Below are 19,017 nucleotides of genomic sequence, written 5' to 3'. Positions count from 1 at the left end.
GATAGGGCCGCAAAGCGGCCCCGGCATTCCCGGCATAGAAGCTGAAATCTGGGGCTGCCATGCAGCCCATCGCGACACAAGGCCGCTCCTACAAGGGATCACGTAAGCCGGTAAATCAGTAGAACAGCCGATACCCCACCAGCCCCGCCACTTCATTGAGCAACTGCCCGCTCTGCCACATCGCCCGGCTCTCCGGCAGCAACCCGCCGAACGGCCGCGCATGATCGCGCCCGAGGAACCCGACTGGCGCCGGCACCACCTCGAACCCCGCCTGCTCGAAGCTCCAGCGCGAGCGCTGCATGTGCCAGGCCTGGGTCACCACGACCACCCGGCGAATCCCCAACGGCTGCAGCACCTTGGCCGTCAGCCGGGCATTTTCCCAGGTCGTGCGGCTGCCCTCCTCTCGCCATTTCACCTCGACACCGAAATCTTCACGCAGGCGATCAGCCATCAACTGCGCCTCGCTCGGCGGCGAGCCATAGTGCAACCCGCCACTGGTCAACACCGGCAAGCCAGAAGCCTTGGCCAGCCGTGCGGCAAAGCGCATGCGCTCCAGCGCCGTGGCTGTGGGCTGGTCGCCACCACCCCAGGCCGGGTCACCCCGCTCACGCCCCGCGCCCAGTACCACAATGGCATCTGCCCGGCTTGCCAGGCCTGTCCAATCGCTTACCGCCAGTGGCGCTTCTGTCTCGAGCACACGAGCGATTTCCTGCACCACCAGCGGCAGGCTCATCAGCCACAGGCCACCAAGGCCCACGGCAAAGCACAGCGCTGCCAGCCTGGGCCGGCGGCGACGCAGCCACCACGCCACAAGCAGCAGCAGGAACAGGACGCCTGGCGGCATCAGCCATTGTTTGACGAAGAATCGGATCGGCATTGGCCACACCTCCTTGGCAGGCGTGCAGCCTAGAAGGATCGACGCCGGTCAACAAGGGTGCGGCCGGCGCCGATCGTGAGCTGTGCAAAATTTAAGAACCGGCGCGCGATAGCCTGCGCCTGGCGTCCTGAACGGCTAGCGATGTGGCAGCGTCCTGGATCTCGCCGTGCTGGCGGGGCGTTTCTTGTCCTTGAGCCAGATGATCTTGGCCGATGTCGGCTCCGCTTGTGGGTAACTGCCGACACAGGCATTGTGGCGCTCCGGGAGGGAATCCAGGTAGGCCTTGATCAGTTCGAACTCTGCGTGGCTCAGGCCACGCAACTCCAGCTCGGCTGGCATTTCGTCGCGCAATCGCACCGAGGTCCTGGCCACTTCCAGCGCCAGGCCAAGCCGGTCGATCAGGCGTTCGTATAGCTCCGGTCTGATTGCGGGTAGCTGCGTCTCTCCCATCCGTTCACCTCATTGAAGATAAGAATATCTCCCCCCACACCTGAGCTTAGCGTCGTTGAAAAAAGCAGCCGTGTGCCGCGACCAGCGGGCATTCGCAACGAAGGTTTCCCACGATGCGCGGCGCTGCTGTATGCTACGGCGTTCACTCTAAACGACACCGGAGTGCCGGACGCAGCGAGGTTCCGCTGCCTGGAACAAGGTCTCTTCCCTCTCAGCAAAAAGTAGCCATGCACGAACAATACACGCCCCGTGATATCGAAGCCGCCGCCCAGAAGTTCTGGGACGAGCAACAATCGTTCGCTGTTACCGAACAGCCAGGCAAGGACACCTACTACTGCCTGTCGATGTTCCCGTACCCGAGCGGCAAGCTACACATGGGCCACGTGCGCAACTACACCATCGGTGACGTGATTGCCCGCTACCAGCGCATGCTGGGCAAGAACGTCCTGCAGCCGATGGGCTGGGACGCATTCGGTATGCCCGCGGAAAACGCGGCGATGAAGAACAACGTCGCCCCGGCCAAGTGGACGTACGAAAACATCGACTACATGAAGACCCAGCTCAAGAGCCTGGGCCTGGCCATCGACTGGGCACGTGAAGTCACCACCTGCAAGCCCGACTACTACCGTTGGGAGCAGTGGCTGTTCACCCGCCTGTTCGAGAAAGGCATCATCTACCGCAAGAACGGTACCGTGAACTGGGACCCGGCGGACCAGACCGTACTGGCCAACGAGCAGGTCATCGACGGCCGTGGCTGGCGTTCGGGCGCGCTGATCGAGAAGCGCGAAATCCCGATGTACTATTTCCGCATCACCGACTACGCAGACGAGCTGCTGGAAAGCCTGGACGAGCTGCCGGGCTGGCCTGAGCAGGTCAAGACCATGCAGCGCAACTGGATCGGCAAGTCGCGCGGCATGGAAGTGCAGTTCCCGTTCGACCTGGCCAGCATCGGCCACGAAGGCACCCTCAAGGTCTTCACCACCCGTCCCGACACGTTGATGGGCGCCACCTACGTCGCCGTCGCCGCCGAACACCCGCTGGCCACCCAGGCCGCCCAGGGCAACCCGGCGCTGCAGGCGTTCATCGACGAGTGCAAGAGCGGCAGCGTTGCCGAAGCCGACATGGCCACCCAGGAGAAGAAGGGCATGGCCACTTCCCTGCTGGTCGAGCACCCGCTGACCGGCGAGAAGCTGCCGGTATGGGTCGCCAACTACGTGCTGATGCACTACGGCGATGGCGCCGTCATGGCCGTGCCGGCCCACGACGAGCGCGACTTCGAGTTCGCCCACAAGTACAACCTGCCGGTCAAGGCGGTGGTGCGCACCAGCGCTGGCGATGAAGTCGGCAACGAGTGGCTGGCCGCCTATGGCGAGCACGGCCAGCTGATCAACTCCGGCGAATTCGACGGCCTGGACTTCGCCGGTGCCTTCGACGCCATCGAAGCCGCCCTGATCCGCAAGGAGCTGGGCAAATCGCGTACCCAGTTCCGCCTGCGTGACTGGGGTATCAGCCGCCAGCGCTACTGGGGCTGCCCGATCCCGATCATCCACTGCCCGTCCTGCGGCGACGTACCGGTGCCGGAAGACCAGCTGCCGGTCACCCTGCCGGAGAACGTGGTGCCGGACGGTGCCGGTTCGCCACTGGCGCGCATGCCTGAATTCTACGAGTGCAGCTGCCCGAAATGCGGCACCGCGGCCAAGCGCGAAACCGACACCATGGACACCTTCGTCGAGTCGTCCTGGTACTTCGCCCGCTACGCCTCGCCGAACTACGAAGGTGGCATGGTCGACCCGAAAGCGGCCAACCACTGGCTGCCGGTCGACCAGTACATCGGCGGTATCGAGCACGCCATCCTGCACCTGCTGTACGCGCGCTTCTTCCACAAGCTGATGCGTGACGAAGGCCTGGTCACCTCGAACGAGCCGTTCAAGAACCTGCTGACCCAGGGCATGGTGGTCGCCGAAACCTACTACCGTGTGGCCAGCAACGGCGGCAAGGACTGGTTCAACCCGGCCGATGTCGAAGTCGAGCGCGATGCCAAGGCCAAGATCATTGGCGCCCGCCTGAAGACCGATGGCCTGCCGGTGGAAATCGGTGGCACCGAGAAGATGTCGAAGTCGAAGAACAACGGCGTCGACCCGCAATCGATGATCGACCAGTACGGCGCCGACACCTGCCGCCTGTTCATGATGTTCGCCTCGCCGCCCGACATGAGCCTGGAATGGTCCGACTCCGGCGTCGAAGGCGCCAGCCGCTTCCTGCGCCGCGTCTGGCGCCTGGCCCAGGCCCACGTGGCCCAAGGCCTGCCGGGCAAGCTGGATGTCGCCGCCCTGGACGACGCGCAAAAGGTCATCCGCCGCGCCATCCACGCCGCCATCAAGCAGGCCAGCACCGACGTGGGCCAGTTCCACAAGTTCAACACCGCCATCGCCCAGGTGATGACCGTGATGAACGTGCTGGAAAAAGCCCCACAGGCCACTGAGCAGGACCGTGCCCTGCTGCAGGAAGGCCTCGAGGCCGTTACCCTGCTGCTGGCTCCGATCACCCCGCACATCTCCCACGAGCTGTGGCAACAGCTGGGCCACCAGCAAGCAGTCATCGACGCCAACTGGCCAGCCGTCGACGAGGCAGCCTTGGTACAGGACACCGTCACCCTGGTGGTGCAGGTCAACGGCAAGCTGCGTGGACAGGTCGAAATGCCGGCCGCCGCCAGCCGCGAAGAAATCGAAGCCGCGGCGCGCAGCAACGAGAACGTCCTGCGCTTCATCGATGGCCTGACCATCCGCAAGGTCATCGTGGTTCCGGGCAAGCTGGTCAACATCGTCGCCAACTGATGGCAACGCCCGCCCGCAGGCACTGCGGGCGGGCGAACAGGCCCACAAGGGAGCAACAACATGATCAAACGCAATTTGCTGGTAATTGGCCTGGCGGTCATGCTCAGCGCCTGCGGTTTCCAGCTGCGCGGCACCGGCTCTACCGAACTGAGCGTGAAGGAAATGGACGTAAGCGCACGCAACGCCTACGGCCCGACCGTGGTCCAGCTGCGTGAAGTACTGCAGCGTAGCGGTGTCAACGTGCACGCTGGCGCACCGTACCGCCTGGTGCTGACCAACGAGCAGGAGCGCGAGCGCTCGGCGACCTACAACAGTGGCAACCGTACCGCCGAGTACGAGCTGACCACCGTGCTGAACTACAGCATCCAGGGCCTGAACAACCTGGAGCTGATGAGCGACAAGCTGGAAGTGCGCAAGATCTACTTGCGTGACGGCTCGAACATCACCGGCTCCGAGCAGGAAGCCGTCCGCGCCCGCGAAGAAATGCGTCGCGCCCTGGTCAACGCCATGGTCGTTCGCCTGCAGTTGCTGACCCCGTCCCAGCTGGACGAGCTGCAGCGTCAAGCCGACGAACGTGCCAAGGCCGAAGCCGCTGCGCTGGAGGCCGCTCGCCGCCAGCAGGCCGAAACGCCTCAGCAGTCGCCACTGGAAGTACCGGGCAACTAAGCCCGAGCGGGGTGCCTTCGGGTGCCCCGCCTGTTTCCCATGAAGCTCGCCCCCGCCCAACTCAACAAGCACCTGCAAGGCGCCCTGGCACCGGTCTACGTGGTCAGCGGCGACGACCCGCTGCTGTGCCAGGAAGCCGCCGACGCCATCCGCAACGCCGCGCGCCAGCAGGGCTTCGACGAACGCCAGGTATTCAGTGCCGACGCCAATTTCGACTGGGGCACCCTGCTCCAGGCTGGCGCCAGCCTGTCCCTGTTCGCCCAGCGCCGCCTGCTGGAATTGCGCCTGCCCTCGGGCAAGCCCGGTGACAAGGGCGCTGCTGCGCTGATGGAATACTGCGCCAACCCTGCCGAAGACACCCTGCTGCTGGTCAGCCTGCCCAAGCTCGACGGCAGTGCACAGAAGACCAAGTGGGGCAAGGCGCTGATCGAAGGCGCCCACTGCCAGTTCATCCAGATCTGGCCGGTGGATGTGCACCAGCTGCCGCAGTGGATCAACCAGCGCCTGCAGCAGGCCGGCCTGTCGGCACAGCGTGACGCCGTCGACCTGATCGCCGCACGCGTTGAAGGCAACCTGCTGGCTGCAGCGCAGGAAATCGAAAAGCTCAAGCTGCTTGCCGAAGGTAACCAGATCACCGTGGAGACCGTGCAGGCCGCCGTCGCCGACAGCGCCCGCTTCGATGTCTTCGGCCTGGTCGATGCCATTCTCAACGGCGAAGCCGCGCATGCCTTGCGCATGCTCGAAGGCTTGCGCGGTGAAGGCGTTGAGCCACCAGTGATTCTCTGGGCCCTGGCCCGTGAGCTGCGCCAGCTGGCCGGGCTGGCCCAGCAGTTCAGCCAAGGTGTACCGCTGGACAAGGCCTTCAGCCAGGCCCGCCCGCCGATCTGGGACAAACGCCGGCCACTGGTCAGCAAGGCCCTGCAGCGCCTGTCGGCGCAGCGCTGGGCGCAGTTGCTGCAAGATGCCCAGCGTATCGATGCACAGATCAAGGGCCAGGCCGAGGGCTCGCCGTGGACCGGCCTGGCGCGCTTGTCGCTGCTGATGGCCGGCCAGCGCCTGGCACTGCCTCCCGAGTAACTGGGGCCGCTGTGGGAGCGGGCATGCCCGCGAATCAGGCGACACGGTGGATGGCACCGGCTTCGCCGGTGTTCGCGGGCACGCCCGCTCCCACAGGGCTGCAATGCCCCAGCATCTCGACCATAAACACAATCAATTGGCCCCACCCTGCCCCAAGCCCTACAGTGCGCCGCGAAACCCACCCAACCCGGGAACCCCGCCATGAGCAAAAAGCCGAAAAAGCACGGCCCCAACAAGGCCAAGTCGATCATCGCCCAACCGCTGTTCCGCTGCCGCCAGGAACAGCCGAACAAGGGCAAAGGCAGCTACCGCCGCGAAGCCTTCCAATCGAGAGATTGGGAGGCTTCCTACTTTTTGGCTGCATGAAAGCATCGAAAGCGCAGGCATGGTATGGTCATCACCTGACCTGCAATTCTGGATCTGTGAATGCTCCTCAGTCTTCTCCCCCGCTGGAAAACCCGTCAGCTGATCGCGGCCTCCAGTTTCATCCTGCTCGTGGCCTGCGCAGAAAAGCCCACCGCCGCAGATGCCTTGCCGCTGGCCCCCGCCCCGCCCACCCCTGTGGTGACCCTGCCCGGCACGACGCCCGACACCAGCACTGAAATCCAGCCTCTGCAAACCTTCGCGCAATGGCAAGCAGGCTTTCGCCAGCAAGCCCTGCAAGCCGGCATTTCGCAGGATACGTTCGACCGCGCCTTCCTCGGCGTCACCCCCGACATGGACGTGATCAAGGCCGATCGCAGCCAGCCGGAGTTCACCCGCCCCGTATGGGAATACCTCGAAGGCGCCCTGTCGCCTCTGCGCGTGCGCAACGGCAAGAAGCTGCTGGAGCAGAACGCCGAACTGCTGACCCGCATCGAGCAAAGCTATGGTGTCGATCGCCAGGTGCTGGTCGCGGTATGGGGCATGGAAAGCAACTTCGGCCAGTTTCAGGGCAACAAGTCGGTGATCCGCTCGTTGGCTACCCTGGCCTATGAGGGCCGACGCCCGCAGTTCGCCCAGGACCAGCTGATCGCCGCGCTGCAGATCATTCAGCACGGCGACATCCAGCCTGAGGCCATGCGTGGTTCGTGGGCCGGTGCCATGGGCCAGACCCAGTTCATCCCGACCACCTACAACACCCATGCCGTGGACTTCGACGGCGATGGCCGACGCGACATCTGGAACAGCACGCCAGACGCCCTGGCCTCGACCGCGCACTATCTGCAGAGCTCGGGCTGGAAACGTGGCCAGCCGTGGGGCTTCGAGGTCCAGGTGCCGCCTGGCTTCGATTACTGGCAGGCCGATGGCGCCCTGCGCAAGCCGGTGAGCGAGTGGCTGGCGATGGGCGTGAAACTGCCTGCCGGTACCCAGCTGCCAGTGGGCAGCAACCAGCTGTCTGCCGCCCTGCTGCTGCCAGCGGGCGCGCGTGGCCCGGCGTTCCTGGTGCTGGACAACTTCCGCGCCATCCTCAAGTACAACAACTCGTCATCCTACGCGCTGGCGGTAAGCCTGCTGGGTGATCGCTTCACGGGCTGGGGCTTCATTGCCGGCAGCTGGCCGAAAGAAGACCTGCCGCTCAGCCGCAGCGAGCGCATGGAGCTGCAGAACCTGCTGAACAGCAATGGGCACGAAGCCGGCAATGCCGATGGCATCATTGGCGCCAATACCCGCAAGGCGATCCGCAATGCCCAGCAGGGGCTGGGGTGGCCGGCGGATGGGTATCCGACGCACAAGCTGCTCGAGAGCCTGCGTCAGCAGTGAGCATTTTGGGGCCGCTGCGCGGCCCATCGCGACACAAGGCCGCTCCTACAAGCGATCGCGAACCATCGGGGTAACGCGGTCTCCTGTAGGAGCGGCCTTGTGTCGCGATGGGCTGCAAAGCAGCCCCGACAATCTCAAGCCTGGAAAAGATCCTGCTCCAGCACCAGTGTCTGCTGAATACTGTCCAGCCTTACGCGAGCCCCCAAAGGCAAGCACACATTCGGGTCACAATGCCCACTGCGCCACCCGGCCAGCACCGGCACACCCAGCGGCGCGAAGATGTCCTCCAGCAGGGGCGTCAACGCCGCAGTGGTAATCCCGGCAAAGTCCCCCACCAGCACACCCTTCACCCCCTCCAGCTTGCCCGCCAGGCGCAGTTGGGTCAGCAAGCGATCCACCCGGTACAGCGGCTCGTTGACGTCCTCGATGAACAGGATGCAACCCTGCGTATCCAGCTCGGCAATCGTCCCCAGCGTCGCGCCCAGCATCGACAGGTTGCCGCCCAGCAGCGGCCCGCTGGCCACCCCATGCAGCACGCTGCTCAGGGCGAAGTCAGCAGGGTGCACGATCTGCTCCCCTGCCCGCACATGCCCACCCAGCTGCGCCAGCAACGAAGTCTCGGTTGGCGGCAACTTGGCCCCCAGCAGGTCGGCATTGAGCATCCCGCCATGGAAGGTGAGCAGCCCGGTATGCCGGTAGATCGCCGTGTGCAGCGCGGTGATGTCGCTGTAGCCGATCAGCGGCTTGGGGTTGCGCCGGATCAGTTCGAAATCGAGCTGGTCGAGCAGGCGCATGCTGCCGTACCCCCCACGCATGCACAGAATGGCATCGATGGCCGGGTCGGCAAAGGCATCATGCAGGTCCTGTAACCGCTGCCGGTCCGGCCCCGCCAGATAGCCCTGGGCCTGAAGGGCACCCGGGTAGATGCGGCAACTGTAGCCTCGATCAACGAACCACTGGTTGACCTTGTGCGTATCCAGCCGCGCCGCGCCCGCCGGGGCGACAATGGCAAAACAGGCATCACGCGGCAGCGCGGCGGGCAGGCTGGGTTGGAAGGTTTCGGCGCAATTCATCGCGGCTCCTTGCAGCGCGTGTGGCATAAACAAAAATGCCGATGCGGCCCTTCGGCGCGCATCGGCATACGTGGCTCTGTGCTTGGCTCAGAGCTTGATCTTGGCTTCGTGAGCCTGCTGGTCAGCGTGGTACGAAGAACGCACCAGCGGGCCGGAAGCGACGTTCTTGAAGCCCATCTTGTAACCTTCCTCGGCGAACCAGGCGAAGGTGTCCGGGTGGACGAAACGCTGCACCGGCAGGTGGCTGCGCGACGGCTGAAGGTACTGGCCGAGGGTGAGCATGTCGATGTCATGCTCGCGCATGCGGTGCATCACTTCGATCACTTCCTCGTCGGTTTCGCCCAGGCCGAGCATCAGGCCCGACTTGGTCGGTACGTGCGGCACCAGCTGCTTGAACTTCTGCAGCAGGTCCAGCGACCAGTCGTAGTCCGAACCCGGGCGTGCGGCCTTGTACAGGCGCGGTACGGTCTCGAGGTTGTGGTTGAACACATCCGGCGGCTCTTGCGCGGTGATCTCCAGGGCAATATCCATGCGCCCACGGTAGTCCGGCACCAGGGTTTCCAGCTGTACGCCCGGCGACAGCGCACGGATTTCGCGGATGCAGTCGGCAAAGTGCTGGGCACCACCGTCACGCAGGTCGTCGCGGTCCACCGAGGTGATCACCACGTACTTCAGGCGCAGGTCGGCGATGGCGATGGCCAGGTTCTTCGGCTCGTCCAGGTCCAGCGGTTTCGGCCGGCCGTGGCCAACGTCGCAGAACGGGCAACGACGGGTGCAGATGTCACCCATGATCATGAAGGTGGCGGTACCACCGGAGAAGCACTCGCCCAGGTTCGGGCAGGATGCCTCCTCGCATACGCTGTGCAGCTTGTGCTTGCGCAGCAACTGCTTGATGCGGTCTACCTCGGGCGACACCGGGATACGCACGCGGATCCAGTCGGGCTTCTTCGGCAGCTCTTCGGTGGGGATGATCTTCACCGGAATGCGCGCCACCTTTTCGGCACCACGCAGCTTGACCCCGGCTTCCACCTTCTTCGGCGCTGGGCGCGGGGTGGCATCCTGGGTAGGTATCAGGTTCGGCACGGCTTCTTGCACAGTTGTCATATTCAGTCGATTCCGCCCGTGAGGGTCGTCTGCTCAGCGTAGTCGAGGTGCTTGACCAGCTGTCCGCGCAGCCTTGTCCTGACCTCGTCGAGTTCGATCGGACCTGCCAGGTCGCGCAGCTGGGTCATCGCCAGCCCCGCATAGCCGCAGGGGTTGATTCGGCGGAATGGCGCGAGGTCCATGTCCACGTTCAGGGCAAGGCCGTGGAACGAACGGCCGTTGCGGATTCGCAGGCCGAGGGAGGCGATTTTCGCTCCGTCGACATAGACGCCCGGGGCATCGGGCTTGGCCGCGGCCTGGACATCGTAACTGGCGAGCAGGTCGATGAGGGTCTGCTCGATACGGCTGACCAGCTCACGCACGCCAAAGCCCAGCCGGCGCACATCCAGCAGCAGGTAGGCCACCAGCTGCCCGGGGCCATGGTAGGTCACCTGGCCACCGCGATCGGTCTGCACCACCGGGATGTCGCCCGGCACCAGCAGGTGCTCGGCCTTGCCGGCCTGGCCCTGGGTGAAGACCGCGGGGTGCTCGACCAGCCAGACTTCATCCTGGCTGTCCGTGCTGCGCTGCTCGGTGAAGCGACGCATGGCCTCCAGCACCGGTTCGTAGGGCTGCAGGCCAAGCTCGCGAAAACCGAGGCAGGCGGACATCAGAGCACCATTTTCACGATGCCGGTAGCGCGCAGGGCGCTGTTGATATCGTGAAGCTGGTTCTCGCTTTCGGCAACGATGTGCAATTGCACGGTGGTGTACTTGCCTTCCTTGCTCTGGCGCTCGGCCAGGGTGGAAAGGTCGACCTTGGCGTGCTTGCTCAGGATCTCGATCACCGTGTCCTTGAAGCCGACAACGGTGTCACCGATGACCTTGATCGGGTAATCGTCGCAGGGGAATTCGATCTTGTGCGACTTGACGTCTGGTTCGCTCATGGCGGAAACGGCCTCGTAAGCCGTGGCAACAACAACGCCCCCGCAGGATACGCGGGGGCATGCAGGTCACGTATCAGTTGAACAACCCGTAGAAGAATAGACGGATGCTATCCCACATACGGCGGAAGAAACCACCTTCCTCGACGCCATCGAGGGCGATCAGGTCGGCACTGTGAACCACTTTCTCGTCCAGTTTGACTTCCACTTTGCCGATCACGTCACCTTTGGCGATTGGCGCGGTGAGCTGCGGGTTCATGGTCATCGAAGCCTGAAGGCGCTTCAATTGGCCTTTAGGCATAGTCAGGGTCAGGTCGTTGGCCAGGCCGGCTTTCACTTCGCCAGTCGCGCCCTTCCAGACCGGCGACTTGGTCAGCTCGGTACCCTTCTGGTAGAAGGTCTGGGTTTCGAAGAAGCGGAAGCCGTAGGTCAGCAGCTTCTGGGTCTCGGCAGCACGCGACTGCTCGCTGTTGGTGCCGAACACCACGGCGATCAGGCGCTGGCCATCGCGAACGGCCGAAGCCACCATGCAGTAGCCGGCTTCGTCGGTGTGGCCGGTCTTCAGGCCGTCGACGGTCTTGTCACGCCACAGCAGCAGGTTGCGGTTTGGCTGCTTGATGTTGTTCCAGAAGAACTCTTTCTGCGAGTAGATGGCGTAGTGGGCCGGGTCGACGTTGATGATCGCACGGGCCAGGGTAGCCATGTCGTGGGCCGACGAGTAGTGCTCCGGGTGCGGCAGGCCGGTCGGGTTCATGAAGTGGCTGTTGCCCATGCCCAGGTCGGCAGCGGTCTTGTTCATCATGTCGGCGAAGGCGTCTTCGCTGCCGGCGATGTGCTCGGCCAGGGCGACCGAGGCGTCGTTGCCGGACTGGATGATGATGCCGTGCAGCAGGTCGCTGACGGTCACCTGGCTGCCCACCTTGATGAACATGCGCGAACCGCCGGTACGCCAGGCGTTTTCGCTGACGGTAACCGGGTCGTTTTCACCGATCTGGCCGCGACGGATGTCCAGGGTGGCGATGTAGGCCGTCATCAGCTTGGTCAGGCTGGCTGGCGGCAGGCGCTCGTCACCGTTGTTCTCGACCAGCACGTTGCCGCTGGACGCATCCATGAGTACGTAGGACTTGGCTGCCAGTTGCGGTGGCGCCGGCGTCATCTGCTCAGCCGCGAAGGCGGCAGGCGTGATCATCAGCAGTACGGGCAGGCAAAGTCGTTTGGCAAGGTTGGTGATGTTCATCCGTCTCTCGAAAATCGCTAATGGTCTGATGTTCCCTGGGCAAGATCATGTGCCCAGCGCCAGTCAGTCTAGTTTTTGTGGCCGTAGGCCAGGCTCGCAAAGTGCGGCTTTATGTCGCTGCGAGCAAAAGCCGACATTGTACATGCCCGCGCCCGGCAATTCATGACAAAACCGACAGTTTAACGGTTGCCTTGAATGGGAACGCGGTCATTGTAGGAGCGGCCTTGTGTCGCGATCGGGCTGCAAAGCAGCCCCAGCCACTTTTGCATTCATGCAGAAATCCTGGGGCCGCTGCGCGGCCCTCTCGCGACACAAGGCCGCTCCTACAGAAAGCGCATCAAGGCTGGAGCTCCACTGTCAGTCAGCTGTGACCAGCTTGGCCTGCCCAAGGTTCGCCAGGCGGATGCTGTCCTGCGCTTGCTGGATCTCGCCCTGGCTGTTGATCGGCCCAAGGCGCACGCGGTGCAGGGTCTGCTGGTTGCGCACGATCGAGCTGATGAACACTGGCGCGCTGACCATGCTGCTGAGCTTGGAGCGCAGCAGTTCGGCGGCGTCCGGGTTGGCGAAGGCGCCCACCTGCAGGAAGCTGCCGCCACTGCCGGCCGGCACGTTGTTGCCAGCCACCTGCACCGGCACCACCGGCGCCGCATGCTGCTGGGGCGGCGGGGTCCATTGCTCGACGCGCCCGGTACTGGCCGGGATTGCCTGGGTCTGGGCCACCTGCGGCTCTTTCAGCACCATCGGCGGCGTCTGGCCACGCTGGGCCCACCATTGCTGCGGGTCGATGCCTTCGACGCGCACGTGCGCGGTACCGATCTCGGCATAACCGAGCTTTTTCGCCGCGGCATAGGACAGGTCGATGATGCGGTCCGAATAGAACGGCCCACGGTCGTTCACCCGCAGGATCACGCTGCGGCCGTTGGCCAGGTTGGTCACCCGCACGTAGGCCGGCAGCGGCAGGGTCTTGTGCGCCGCGCTCATGCCGTACAGGTCATACAGCTCGCCGTTGGCGGTGTTCTGGCCGTGGAACTTGGTGCCGTACCACGACGCGGTGCCCTCCGCGCGATAGTTGCGCGAGTCCTGCATCGGGTAGTAGGTCTTGCCCAGCACCGTGTACGGGTTGGCCTTGTAGTTGCCGGTGTGCACGGTTGGCGTGGCGTCGGGGATCTTGTTCACATCCACATCCCACCACGGCGCGCCGTCCTTGTGCGCCCGGTTGATGTCCAGGCCCGGCTGGGTGCGCACCACGTTGCCACTGCTTTGCTGGGACGGGCGGTTGGACGAACAGCTGGCCAGCACCACGCCGACGGCAAGGCAGGTGAGCAGCTTGAAAGAGTTGCCAGAGAAGATTGCGCGCATTACTTGACGCCCCGTGCTTGAACCAGCTGTTCCGATAGCTGATGCACCGCCATGGCATACATCACGCTGCGGTTGTAGCGAGTGATCGCGTAGAAGTTCTTCAGGCCCATCCAGTACTCGGGGCCATTGTCGCCCTCGAGACGGAAGGCGGTAACCGGCAGATCATCGCGCAGCGAATCATGGACCGACCAGCCAAGCGTGCGCAACTCCCCAACGGTTTTTACCGGTTCGATGCCGGTAGTCAGGCCTTCGTCGGCGCGCCCACCGTCCACCCAGGCGCGGCTGACCACACCTTCGCCGGCCACCCAGCCGTGGCGCTTGAAGTAGCTGGCCACGCTGCCGATGGCATCGTCCGGGTTGTTCCAGATATTGATGTGGCCGTCGCCGTCGAAGTCCACCGCGAAGTTGCGGAAGCTGCTCGGCATGAACTGCGGCAGGCCCATGGCGCCGGCGTAAGAGCCCTTGAGCGTCAGCGGGTCGAGCTGCTCCTCACGGGCCAGCAGCAGGAACTCGCGCAGCTCCTTGCGGAAGAATTCGGCCCGTGGCGGGTAGTCGAAGCCCAGTGTCGACAAGGCATCGATCACCCGGTAGTTGCCGGTGTTGCGGCCAAAGAAGGTTTCCACGCCGATGATGGCGACGATGTACTGCGCCGGTACGCCGTATTCCTGCTCGGCACGGGCCAGCACCGCCTCGTGCTGGCGCCAGAAGTCCACACCGCGGGCGATGCGCGCGTCGGTGATGAACATCGGCCGGTATTCCTTCCACGGCTTTACCCGTTCGGCCGGGCGCGAAATGGCGTCGAGGATCGACTGTTTGCGCTGCACCTCACTGAACACACCCATCAGCTGCTCAGGGGCAAAGCCATGGTCGCGGCTCATTTCGCCAACGAACTGGGCCACCTGGGGCGAGCCTTGGTAATCGCCGGCATGGGCCAGCTGTACAGCGCCGAACAGGCCCACCGCGCCGATCCACGGCGCACAACGGGCAGCCCAGTTACGCACTGCTTGCATGAAATTCTTCACCTTATTCAAACCTGAGCGATCCATTTGCGGTGCGTGTGGATCGACATCAGAACGCCAAACGCTGACAGCAGCGTCACCAACGAAGTTCCGCCATAGCTGATGAAGGGCAGCGGCACGCCCACCACGGGCAGAAGGCCGCTGACCATACCGATATTGACGAACACGTATACAAAGAAGGTCATGGTCAGGCTGCCCGCCAGCAGCTTGCCGAACAGGGTCTGCGCCTGGGCGGTGATCATCAGGCCACGGCCGATCAGCAGCAGGTAGACGATCAGCAGCAGGCAGATGCCGACCAGGCCGAATTCCTCGCCGAGCACGGCAATGATGAAGTCGGTGTGGCTTTCCGGCAGGAAGTCCAGGTGCGACTGGGTGCCGAGCAGCCAGCCCTTGCCGAACACACCGCCCGAGCCGATCGCCGCCTTCGACTGGATGATGTTCCAGCCAGTGCCCAACGGGTCGCTTTCCGGGTCGAGGAAGGTCAGTACCCGCTGCTTCTGGTAGTCGTGCATGACGAAGAACCACATCGCCACCGCCACTGGCACCGCAGCCGCCAGCACGCTGAGGATCCAGCGCCAGCGCAGGCCGCCCATGAACAGCACGAAAGCCCCGGAGGCGAGGATTAGCAGCGCCGTGCCCAGGTCGGGCTGGCGCACGATCAGGATGAACGGCACACCGATCAGCACCAGGCTGATCGCCACATGCTTCAGATGCGGCGGCAACGTGCGCTTGGACAGGTACCAGGCGATGGTCGCCGGCATGATGATCTTCATGAACTCCGAGGGCTGGAAGCGGATCACCCCGGGGATGTTGATCCAGCGCGTGGCGCCCATGGCGTTGTGGCCCATCACGTCCACCACCACCAGCAACAGCACCCCGGCCAGGTAGGCCAGCGGCACCCAACGGGCCATGAAGCGCGGCTCCAGCTGGGCGATGATGAACATCGACACCAGGCCGATGCCGAACGAGGTGGCCTGCTTGAGCAGCAGGTCCCAGTTCTTGCCACTGGCCGAGTACAGGACAAACAGGCTGCCGGCCGCGAGGGTCAGCAGAATGATCAGCAAAGGGCCGTCGACGTGGATGCGCTGCAGAAAGCTGGCGCGCCGACGCATCACATCCTCGCTGGAGAGCATGCGATCGAAATTGTTCATCACAGGGCTGATTCCTGGGTAACGGTGGCAGGCGCGAACTCGGGCTTGAGCCGGCCGTTTTCGTCAAGCAGCCAGGCGTCCATCACCTGACGCACCACCGGGGCGGCGACGCCCGAGCCGGACTCACCGTTCTCGACCATCACCGAAACCACGATCTTCGGGTCCTCGGCCGGGGCGAAGGCGACGAACAGGGCGTGGTCGCGGTGGCGCTCCTGGAGCTTGTTGCGGTCGTACTTCTCGCCCTGCTTGATCGCCACCACCTGGGCGGTACCGCTCTTGCCGGCAATGCGGTACTGCGAGCCGATGGCCGCCTTGCGTGCGGTACCGCGGGCGTTGTGCATCACCTGCTCCATGCCATGGGTGACCTTGGCCCAGTCGGACTTGTCACGCAGCACGATGTTTTCCATGGGGTTGTCGTCTACCGGCGGCTGGCCTTCGATGGTCTTGGCCAGGTGCGGGCGGTTCCACACGCCCTTGTTGGCGATCAGCGCAGTGGCCTGGGCCAGTTGCAGCGGCGTGGTCTGCATGTAGCCCTGGCCGATGCCGAGGATCAGGGTTTCGCCGGGGAACCAGGCCTGGCGGCGAGTGGCGCGCTTCCATTCGCGCGACGGCATCAACCCGGCAGACTCCTCGAACATGTCGAGGGAAACCCGCTGGCCGATGCCGAACTTGTTCATGTAGCTGGACAGCCGATCGATGCCCATCTTGTGGGCAAGGTCGTAGAAGTAGGTGTCGTTGGAGCGCATGATCGCGGTGTCCAGGTCGACCCAGCCATCGCCCGAGCGGTTCCAGTTACGGTATTTGTGGTCATAGTTGGGCAGCTGGTAGTAGCCCGGGTCGAACACCCGGCTGCCGGCATTGACCACGCCGCTGTCCAGGCCGGCGATGGCCACCGCCGGCTTGATGGTCGAACCTGGCGGGTACAGGCCGCGCAGCACGCGGTTGAACAGCGGTCGGTCGATCGAGTCGCGCAGTTCGGCATAGGCCTTGAAGCCGATGCCGGTGACGAACAGGTTGGGGTCGAAGCTGGGCTGGCTGACCATCGCCAGCACCTCGCCGGTACGCGGGTCGAGCGCCACCACCGCGCCACGCCGGCCACCCAGGGCGGCCTCGGCGGCCTCCTGCAGCTTGATGTCCAGGCTCAGCACGATGTCCTTGCCCGGTTTCGGGTCGGTACGCTTGAGCACCCGCAGCACACGGCCACGGGCGTTGGTCTCGACTTCCTCGTAGCCCACCTGGCCATGCAGGTCGGCTTCGTAGAAGCGTTCGATGCCGGTCTTGCCGATGTGGTGGGTGCCGCTGTAGTTCACCGGGTCGAGGGTTTTCAGCTCTTTCTCGTTGATCCGCCCCACATACCCCACCGAATGGGCGAAGTGTGCGCCCTGCGGGTAATGGCGCACCAATTGGGCCACCACTTCCACGCCCGGCAGGCGGAACTGGTTCACCGCCACGCGGGCGATCTGCTCTTCGTTGAGTTCGAACAGGATCGGCACCGGCTCGAACGGCCGGCGGCCCTGGCGCATGCGCTTCTCGAACAGGGCGCGGTCGTCGGGCGTCAGTTCCAGCACTTCGACGATGGTATCCAGCACTTCCTGCCAGTTACCCGCACGTTCGCGGGTCATCGAAAGGCTGAAGCTGGGCCGGTTGTCGGCGACGATCACCCCGTTGCGGTCGAAGATCAGCCCGCGGGTCGGCGGGATCGGCTGCACATGCACCCGGTTGTTCTCCGACAGCGTCGAGTGATAGTCGTGCTGGATGACCTGCAGGTAGTACAGCCGCGCGATCAGCACGCAAATGAGCAGCATGATCGCCACTGCGCCGACCACGACGCGGTTGCGCACCAGGCGGGCGTCTTTCTCGTGGTCCTTGAGACGGATCGGCTGCGACATCGGACTGCTTACAGGCTCATTTATGGTAAGGATGCCCGGACAACACGGTCCAGGCGCGGTAGATCTGCTCGCCGATGAGTATCCTTACCAATGGGTGCGGCAAGGTCAGCGGCGACAGCGACCAGCGTTGCTCGGCGCGCGCACAGACCTCGGGCGCCAGGCCTTCCGGGCCGCCCACCATCAAATTCACCGTGCGCGCATCCAGGCGCCAGCGGTCCAGCTCGGTCGCCAGTTGCTCGGTACTCCAGGGCTTGCCATGGACCTCGAGGGTGACGATGCGTTCCCCTGGCTGAACCTTGCTCAGCATGGCCTCGCCCTCCTGACGGATCAGGCGGGCGACGTCGGCATTCTTGCCACGAGTGTTCAGCGGGATTTCCACCAGCTCCAGCGACAGCTCGGCAGGCAGGCGCTTGGCATATTCATGCCAGCCTTCCTCGACCCACTTCGGCATGCGCGAGCCGACCGCGATCAGGCGCAGACGCACAGCGCTTCCTTATTCCCGGTCCTTGAGCTTGTCGGAGTACTCGTGGGCATGGTCCGGGCTGTGGTGCTTGCCATCGGCAGCACGGCTTTGCTCGGCACCCTGCCACAGGCGCTCCAGGTCGTAGAACTGGCGGGCAGCGGCGGTCATCATGTGCACGATGACGTCGTTCAGGTCCAGCAGCACCCAGTCGCTGTCGCCCTTGCCTTCTTCGCCCAGTGGCTGGGCACCCTTGGCCTTGACCGCTTCGCGGACCTTTTCCAGCATCGCGTTGATCTGGCGGTTGGAGGTACCGGTGGCAATGATCATGTAGTCGGTCAGGCTGTGCTTTTCGCGCACGTCGATGACCTGGATGTCCTGGGCCTTGACGTCTTCCAGCGCTGCCTTGGTCAGGGCGACCAGTTCTTCGCCGTGGATTTTCTGCTTGGTCATATAAAACTCGTTCAACTCGTTGGATGAGGCGCCAGAGGCACCGTCAGTTAGGTGCACGATACAGTTCGTGCGCCTCGATGTAGGCCAGTACGGCGTCCGGCACCAGGAACCTCACCGATTTGCCGCTGGCCAGCAGCTGTCGGATCTGTGTAGCCGACACCGCAAGCGGCGTCTGCCAGACGAACGAAATGTTTCCCGCCGGGCCGGACATGGCGGTGGGATCGCTCTCCGAGCGCGCAGCCAGCAGGTTGCGCAGCTCGTCAGGGGGTTCTACGTCGGCATCCGGGCGTTGCAGCACCAGGATGTGACAGTGTTGCAGCAATTCTTCCCAGCGGTGCCAGCCGGGCAAGCCACAGAAGGCATCCCAGCCCAGCACCAGGAACAGCTGGTCGTTGGCGCCCAGTTCGGTGCGGATCGATTCCAGCGTGTCGATGGTGTACGACGGCTTGTCGCGCGCCAGTTCGCGGGCATCCACGCTCAGGCAGGGCACGCCCTGCACGGCGCCCTGCACCATGGCCAGGCGGTCCTTCGCGGCCACCTGCGGGGTGTCGCGGTGTGGCGGCCGGGCGTTGGGCAGCAGGCGCAGCTCATCCAGCCCCATGAACTCGGCCACTTCCAGCGCGCTGCGCAGGTGGCCGATGTGCACGGGGTCGAAGGTGCCGCCAAGAATGCCGATGCGCCGGACTGCCTGGGCCTTGCTCAA

At 64.3% G+C, this 19,017-nt stretch carries 19 protein-coding genes; 5 read left to right on the top strand and 14 right to left on the bottom strand.

The genetic code is table 11. The features are described from left to right. Positions 1 to 115: 115 nt before the first annotated feature. Together CAG00_RS04430 and CAG00_RS04425 are read right to left on the bottom strand one after the other, a co-directional pair. Complete coding sequence (locus CAG00_RS04430) at positions 116 to 877, bottom strand: YdcF family protein (RefSeq protein ID WP_085663579.1); 762 nt, start codon at positions 875 to 877, stop codon at positions 116 to 118. Positions 878 to 1,012: 135 nt separating this feature from the next. Beyond that, positions 1,013 to 1,327, bottom strand: a complete 315-nt coding sequence (locus CAG00_RS04425; protein WP_003257582.1) for a hypothetical protein — start codon at positions 1,325 to 1,327, stop codon at positions 1,013 to 1,015. Positions 1,328 to 1,554: 227 nt separating this feature from the next. Between CAG00_RS04425 and leuS the strand changes: the two genes are divergently transcribed. From leuS to CAG00_RS04400, 5 genes are all read left to right on the top strand, one after another. Further along, complete coding sequence (leuS, locus tag CAG00_RS04420; RefSeq protein WP_085663578.1) at positions 1,555 to 4,161, top strand: leucine--tRNA ligase; 2,607 nt, start codon at positions 1,555 to 1,557, stop codon at positions 4,159 to 4,161. Positions 4,162 to 4,221: 60 nt separating this feature from the next. Next, positions 4,222 to 4,827 (top strand): LPS assembly lipoprotein LptE, encoded by a 606-nt coding sequence (gene lptE / locus CAG00_RS04415; RefSeq protein ID WP_085663577.1) that lies wholly within the window; start codon positions 4,222 to 4,224, stop codon positions 4,825 to 4,827. Positions 4,828 to 4,866: 39 nt separating this feature from the next. Further along, positions 4,867 to 5,904 (top strand): DNA polymerase III subunit delta, encoded by a 1,038-nt coding sequence (holA, locus tag CAG00_RS04410; RefSeq protein ID WP_085663576.1) that lies wholly within the window; start codon positions 4,867 to 4,869, stop codon positions 5,902 to 5,904. 201 nt (positions 5,905 to 6,105) lie between these two features. Beyond that, positions 6,106 to 6,270, top strand: coding sequence for an alternative ribosome rescue factor ArfA (arfA, locus tag CAG00_RS04405; RefSeq protein ID WP_003257578.1), 165 nt, complete (start codon positions 6,106 to 6,108; stop codon positions 6,268 to 6,270). A 60-nt stretch (positions 6,271 to 6,330) separates the two neighbouring features. Continuing rightward, on the top strand, positions 6,331 to 7,647 hold the full coding sequence (locus tag CAG00_RS04400) for a lytic murein transglycosylase (protein ID WP_085663575.1): 1,317 nt from the start codon (positions 6,331 to 6,333) through the stop codon (positions 7,645 to 7,647). A 134-nt stretch (positions 7,648 to 7,781) separates the two neighbouring features. On the opposite strand, the gene CAG00_RS04395 is transcribed toward CAG00_RS04400, so the two are convergent. The 12 genes from CAG00_RS04395 to nadD form a co-directional block, all read right to left on the bottom strand. Beyond that, positions 7,782 to 8,720 (bottom strand): LD-carboxypeptidase, encoded by a 939-nt coding sequence (locus tag CAG00_RS04395; protein ID WP_085663574.1) that lies wholly within the window; start codon positions 8,718 to 8,720, stop codon positions 7,782 to 7,784. Positions 8,721 to 8,807: 87 nt separating this feature from the next. Continuing rightward, entirely contained in the window at positions 8,808 to 9,824 is a 1,017-nt protein-coding gene (lipA, locus tag CAG00_RS04390; RefSeq protein WP_003257574.1) for a lipoyl synthase, read from the bottom strand. 2 nt (positions 9,825 to 9,826) lie between these two features. Then, complete coding sequence (lipB, locus tag CAG00_RS04385) at positions 9,827 to 10,474, bottom strand: lipoyl(octanoyl) transferase LipB (RefSeq protein WP_085663573.1); 648 nt, start codon at positions 10,472 to 10,474, stop codon at positions 9,827 to 9,829. Further along, positions 10,474 to 10,749, bottom strand: coding sequence for a DUF493 domain-containing protein (locus CAG00_RS04380; RefSeq protein WP_003249736.1), 276 nt, complete (start codon positions 10,747 to 10,749; stop codon positions 10,474 to 10,476). Before CAG00_RS04380 ends, lipB begins: the two co-directional genes overlap by 1 nt. 73 nt (positions 10,750 to 10,822) lie before the next feature. Then, positions 10,823 to 11,983, bottom strand: coding sequence for a D-alanyl-D-alanine carboxypeptidase family protein (locus CAG00_RS04375; protein WP_025340765.1), 1,161 nt, complete (start codon positions 11,981 to 11,983; stop codon positions 10,823 to 10,825). A gap of 357 nt (positions 11,984 to 12,340) precedes the next feature. After that, positions 12,341 to 13,342 (bottom strand): septal ring lytic transglycosylase RlpA family protein, encoded by a 1,002-nt coding sequence (locus CAG00_RS04370; RefSeq protein WP_046613225.1) that lies wholly within the window; start codon positions 13,340 to 13,342, stop codon positions 12,341 to 12,343. Then, a complete protein-coding gene (gene mltB / locus CAG00_RS04365; RefSeq protein WP_085663631.1) occupies positions 13,342 to 14,352 on the bottom strand; it encodes a lytic murein transglycosylase B in 1,011 nt (336 codons plus the stop codon). The genes CAG00_RS04370 and mltB overlap by 1 nt, the downstream gene beginning before the upstream one ends. A 17-nt stretch (positions 14,353 to 14,369) precedes the next feature. Beyond that, on the bottom strand, positions 14,370 to 15,473 hold the full coding sequence (rodA, locus tag CAG00_RS04360) for a rod shape-determining protein RodA (protein ID WP_015271941.1): 1,104 nt from the start codon (positions 15,471 to 15,473) through the stop codon (positions 14,370 to 14,372). A 38-nt stretch (positions 15,474 to 15,511) separates the two neighbouring features. Further along, entirely contained in the window at positions 15,512 to 17,401 is a 1,890-nt protein-coding gene (gene mrdA / locus CAG00_RS04355; protein WP_025340768.1) for a penicillin-binding protein 2, read from the bottom strand. 16 nt (positions 17,402 to 17,417) lie between these two features. Beyond that, a complete protein-coding gene (gene rlmH, locus CAG00_RS04350) occupies positions 17,418 to 17,885 on the bottom strand; it encodes a 23S rRNA (pseudouridine(1915)-N(3))-methyltransferase RlmH (protein ID WP_003249722.1) in 468 nt (155 codons plus the stop codon). Positions 17,886 to 17,894: 9 nt separating this feature from the next. Further along, the gene (rsfS, locus tag CAG00_RS04345; protein ID WP_013974359.1) at positions 17,895 to 18,314 is read right to left on the bottom strand and encodes a ribosome silencing factor; all 420 of its coding nucleotides are present in this window, start codon (positions 18,312 to 18,314) and stop codon (positions 17,895 to 17,897) included. Positions 18,315 to 18,357: 43 nt separating this feature from the next. Next, on the bottom strand, positions 18,358 to 19,017 hold the full coding sequence (gene nadD, locus CAG00_RS04340) for a nicotinate-nucleotide adenylyltransferase (RefSeq protein ID WP_085663572.1): 660 nt from the start codon (positions 19,015 to 19,017) through the stop codon (positions 18,358 to 18,360).

The sequence above is a fragment of the Pseudomonas sp. B5(2017) genome, assembly GCF_002112825.1.
GTDB classification, from domain to species: domain Bacteria; phylum Pseudomonadota; class Gammaproteobacteria; order Pseudomonadales; family Pseudomonadaceae; genus Aquipseudomonas; species Aquipseudomonas putida_Z.
Note: the sequence above shows the minus strand (reverse complement) of the source record. Positions and strands in the feature narration are given on the sequence as shown.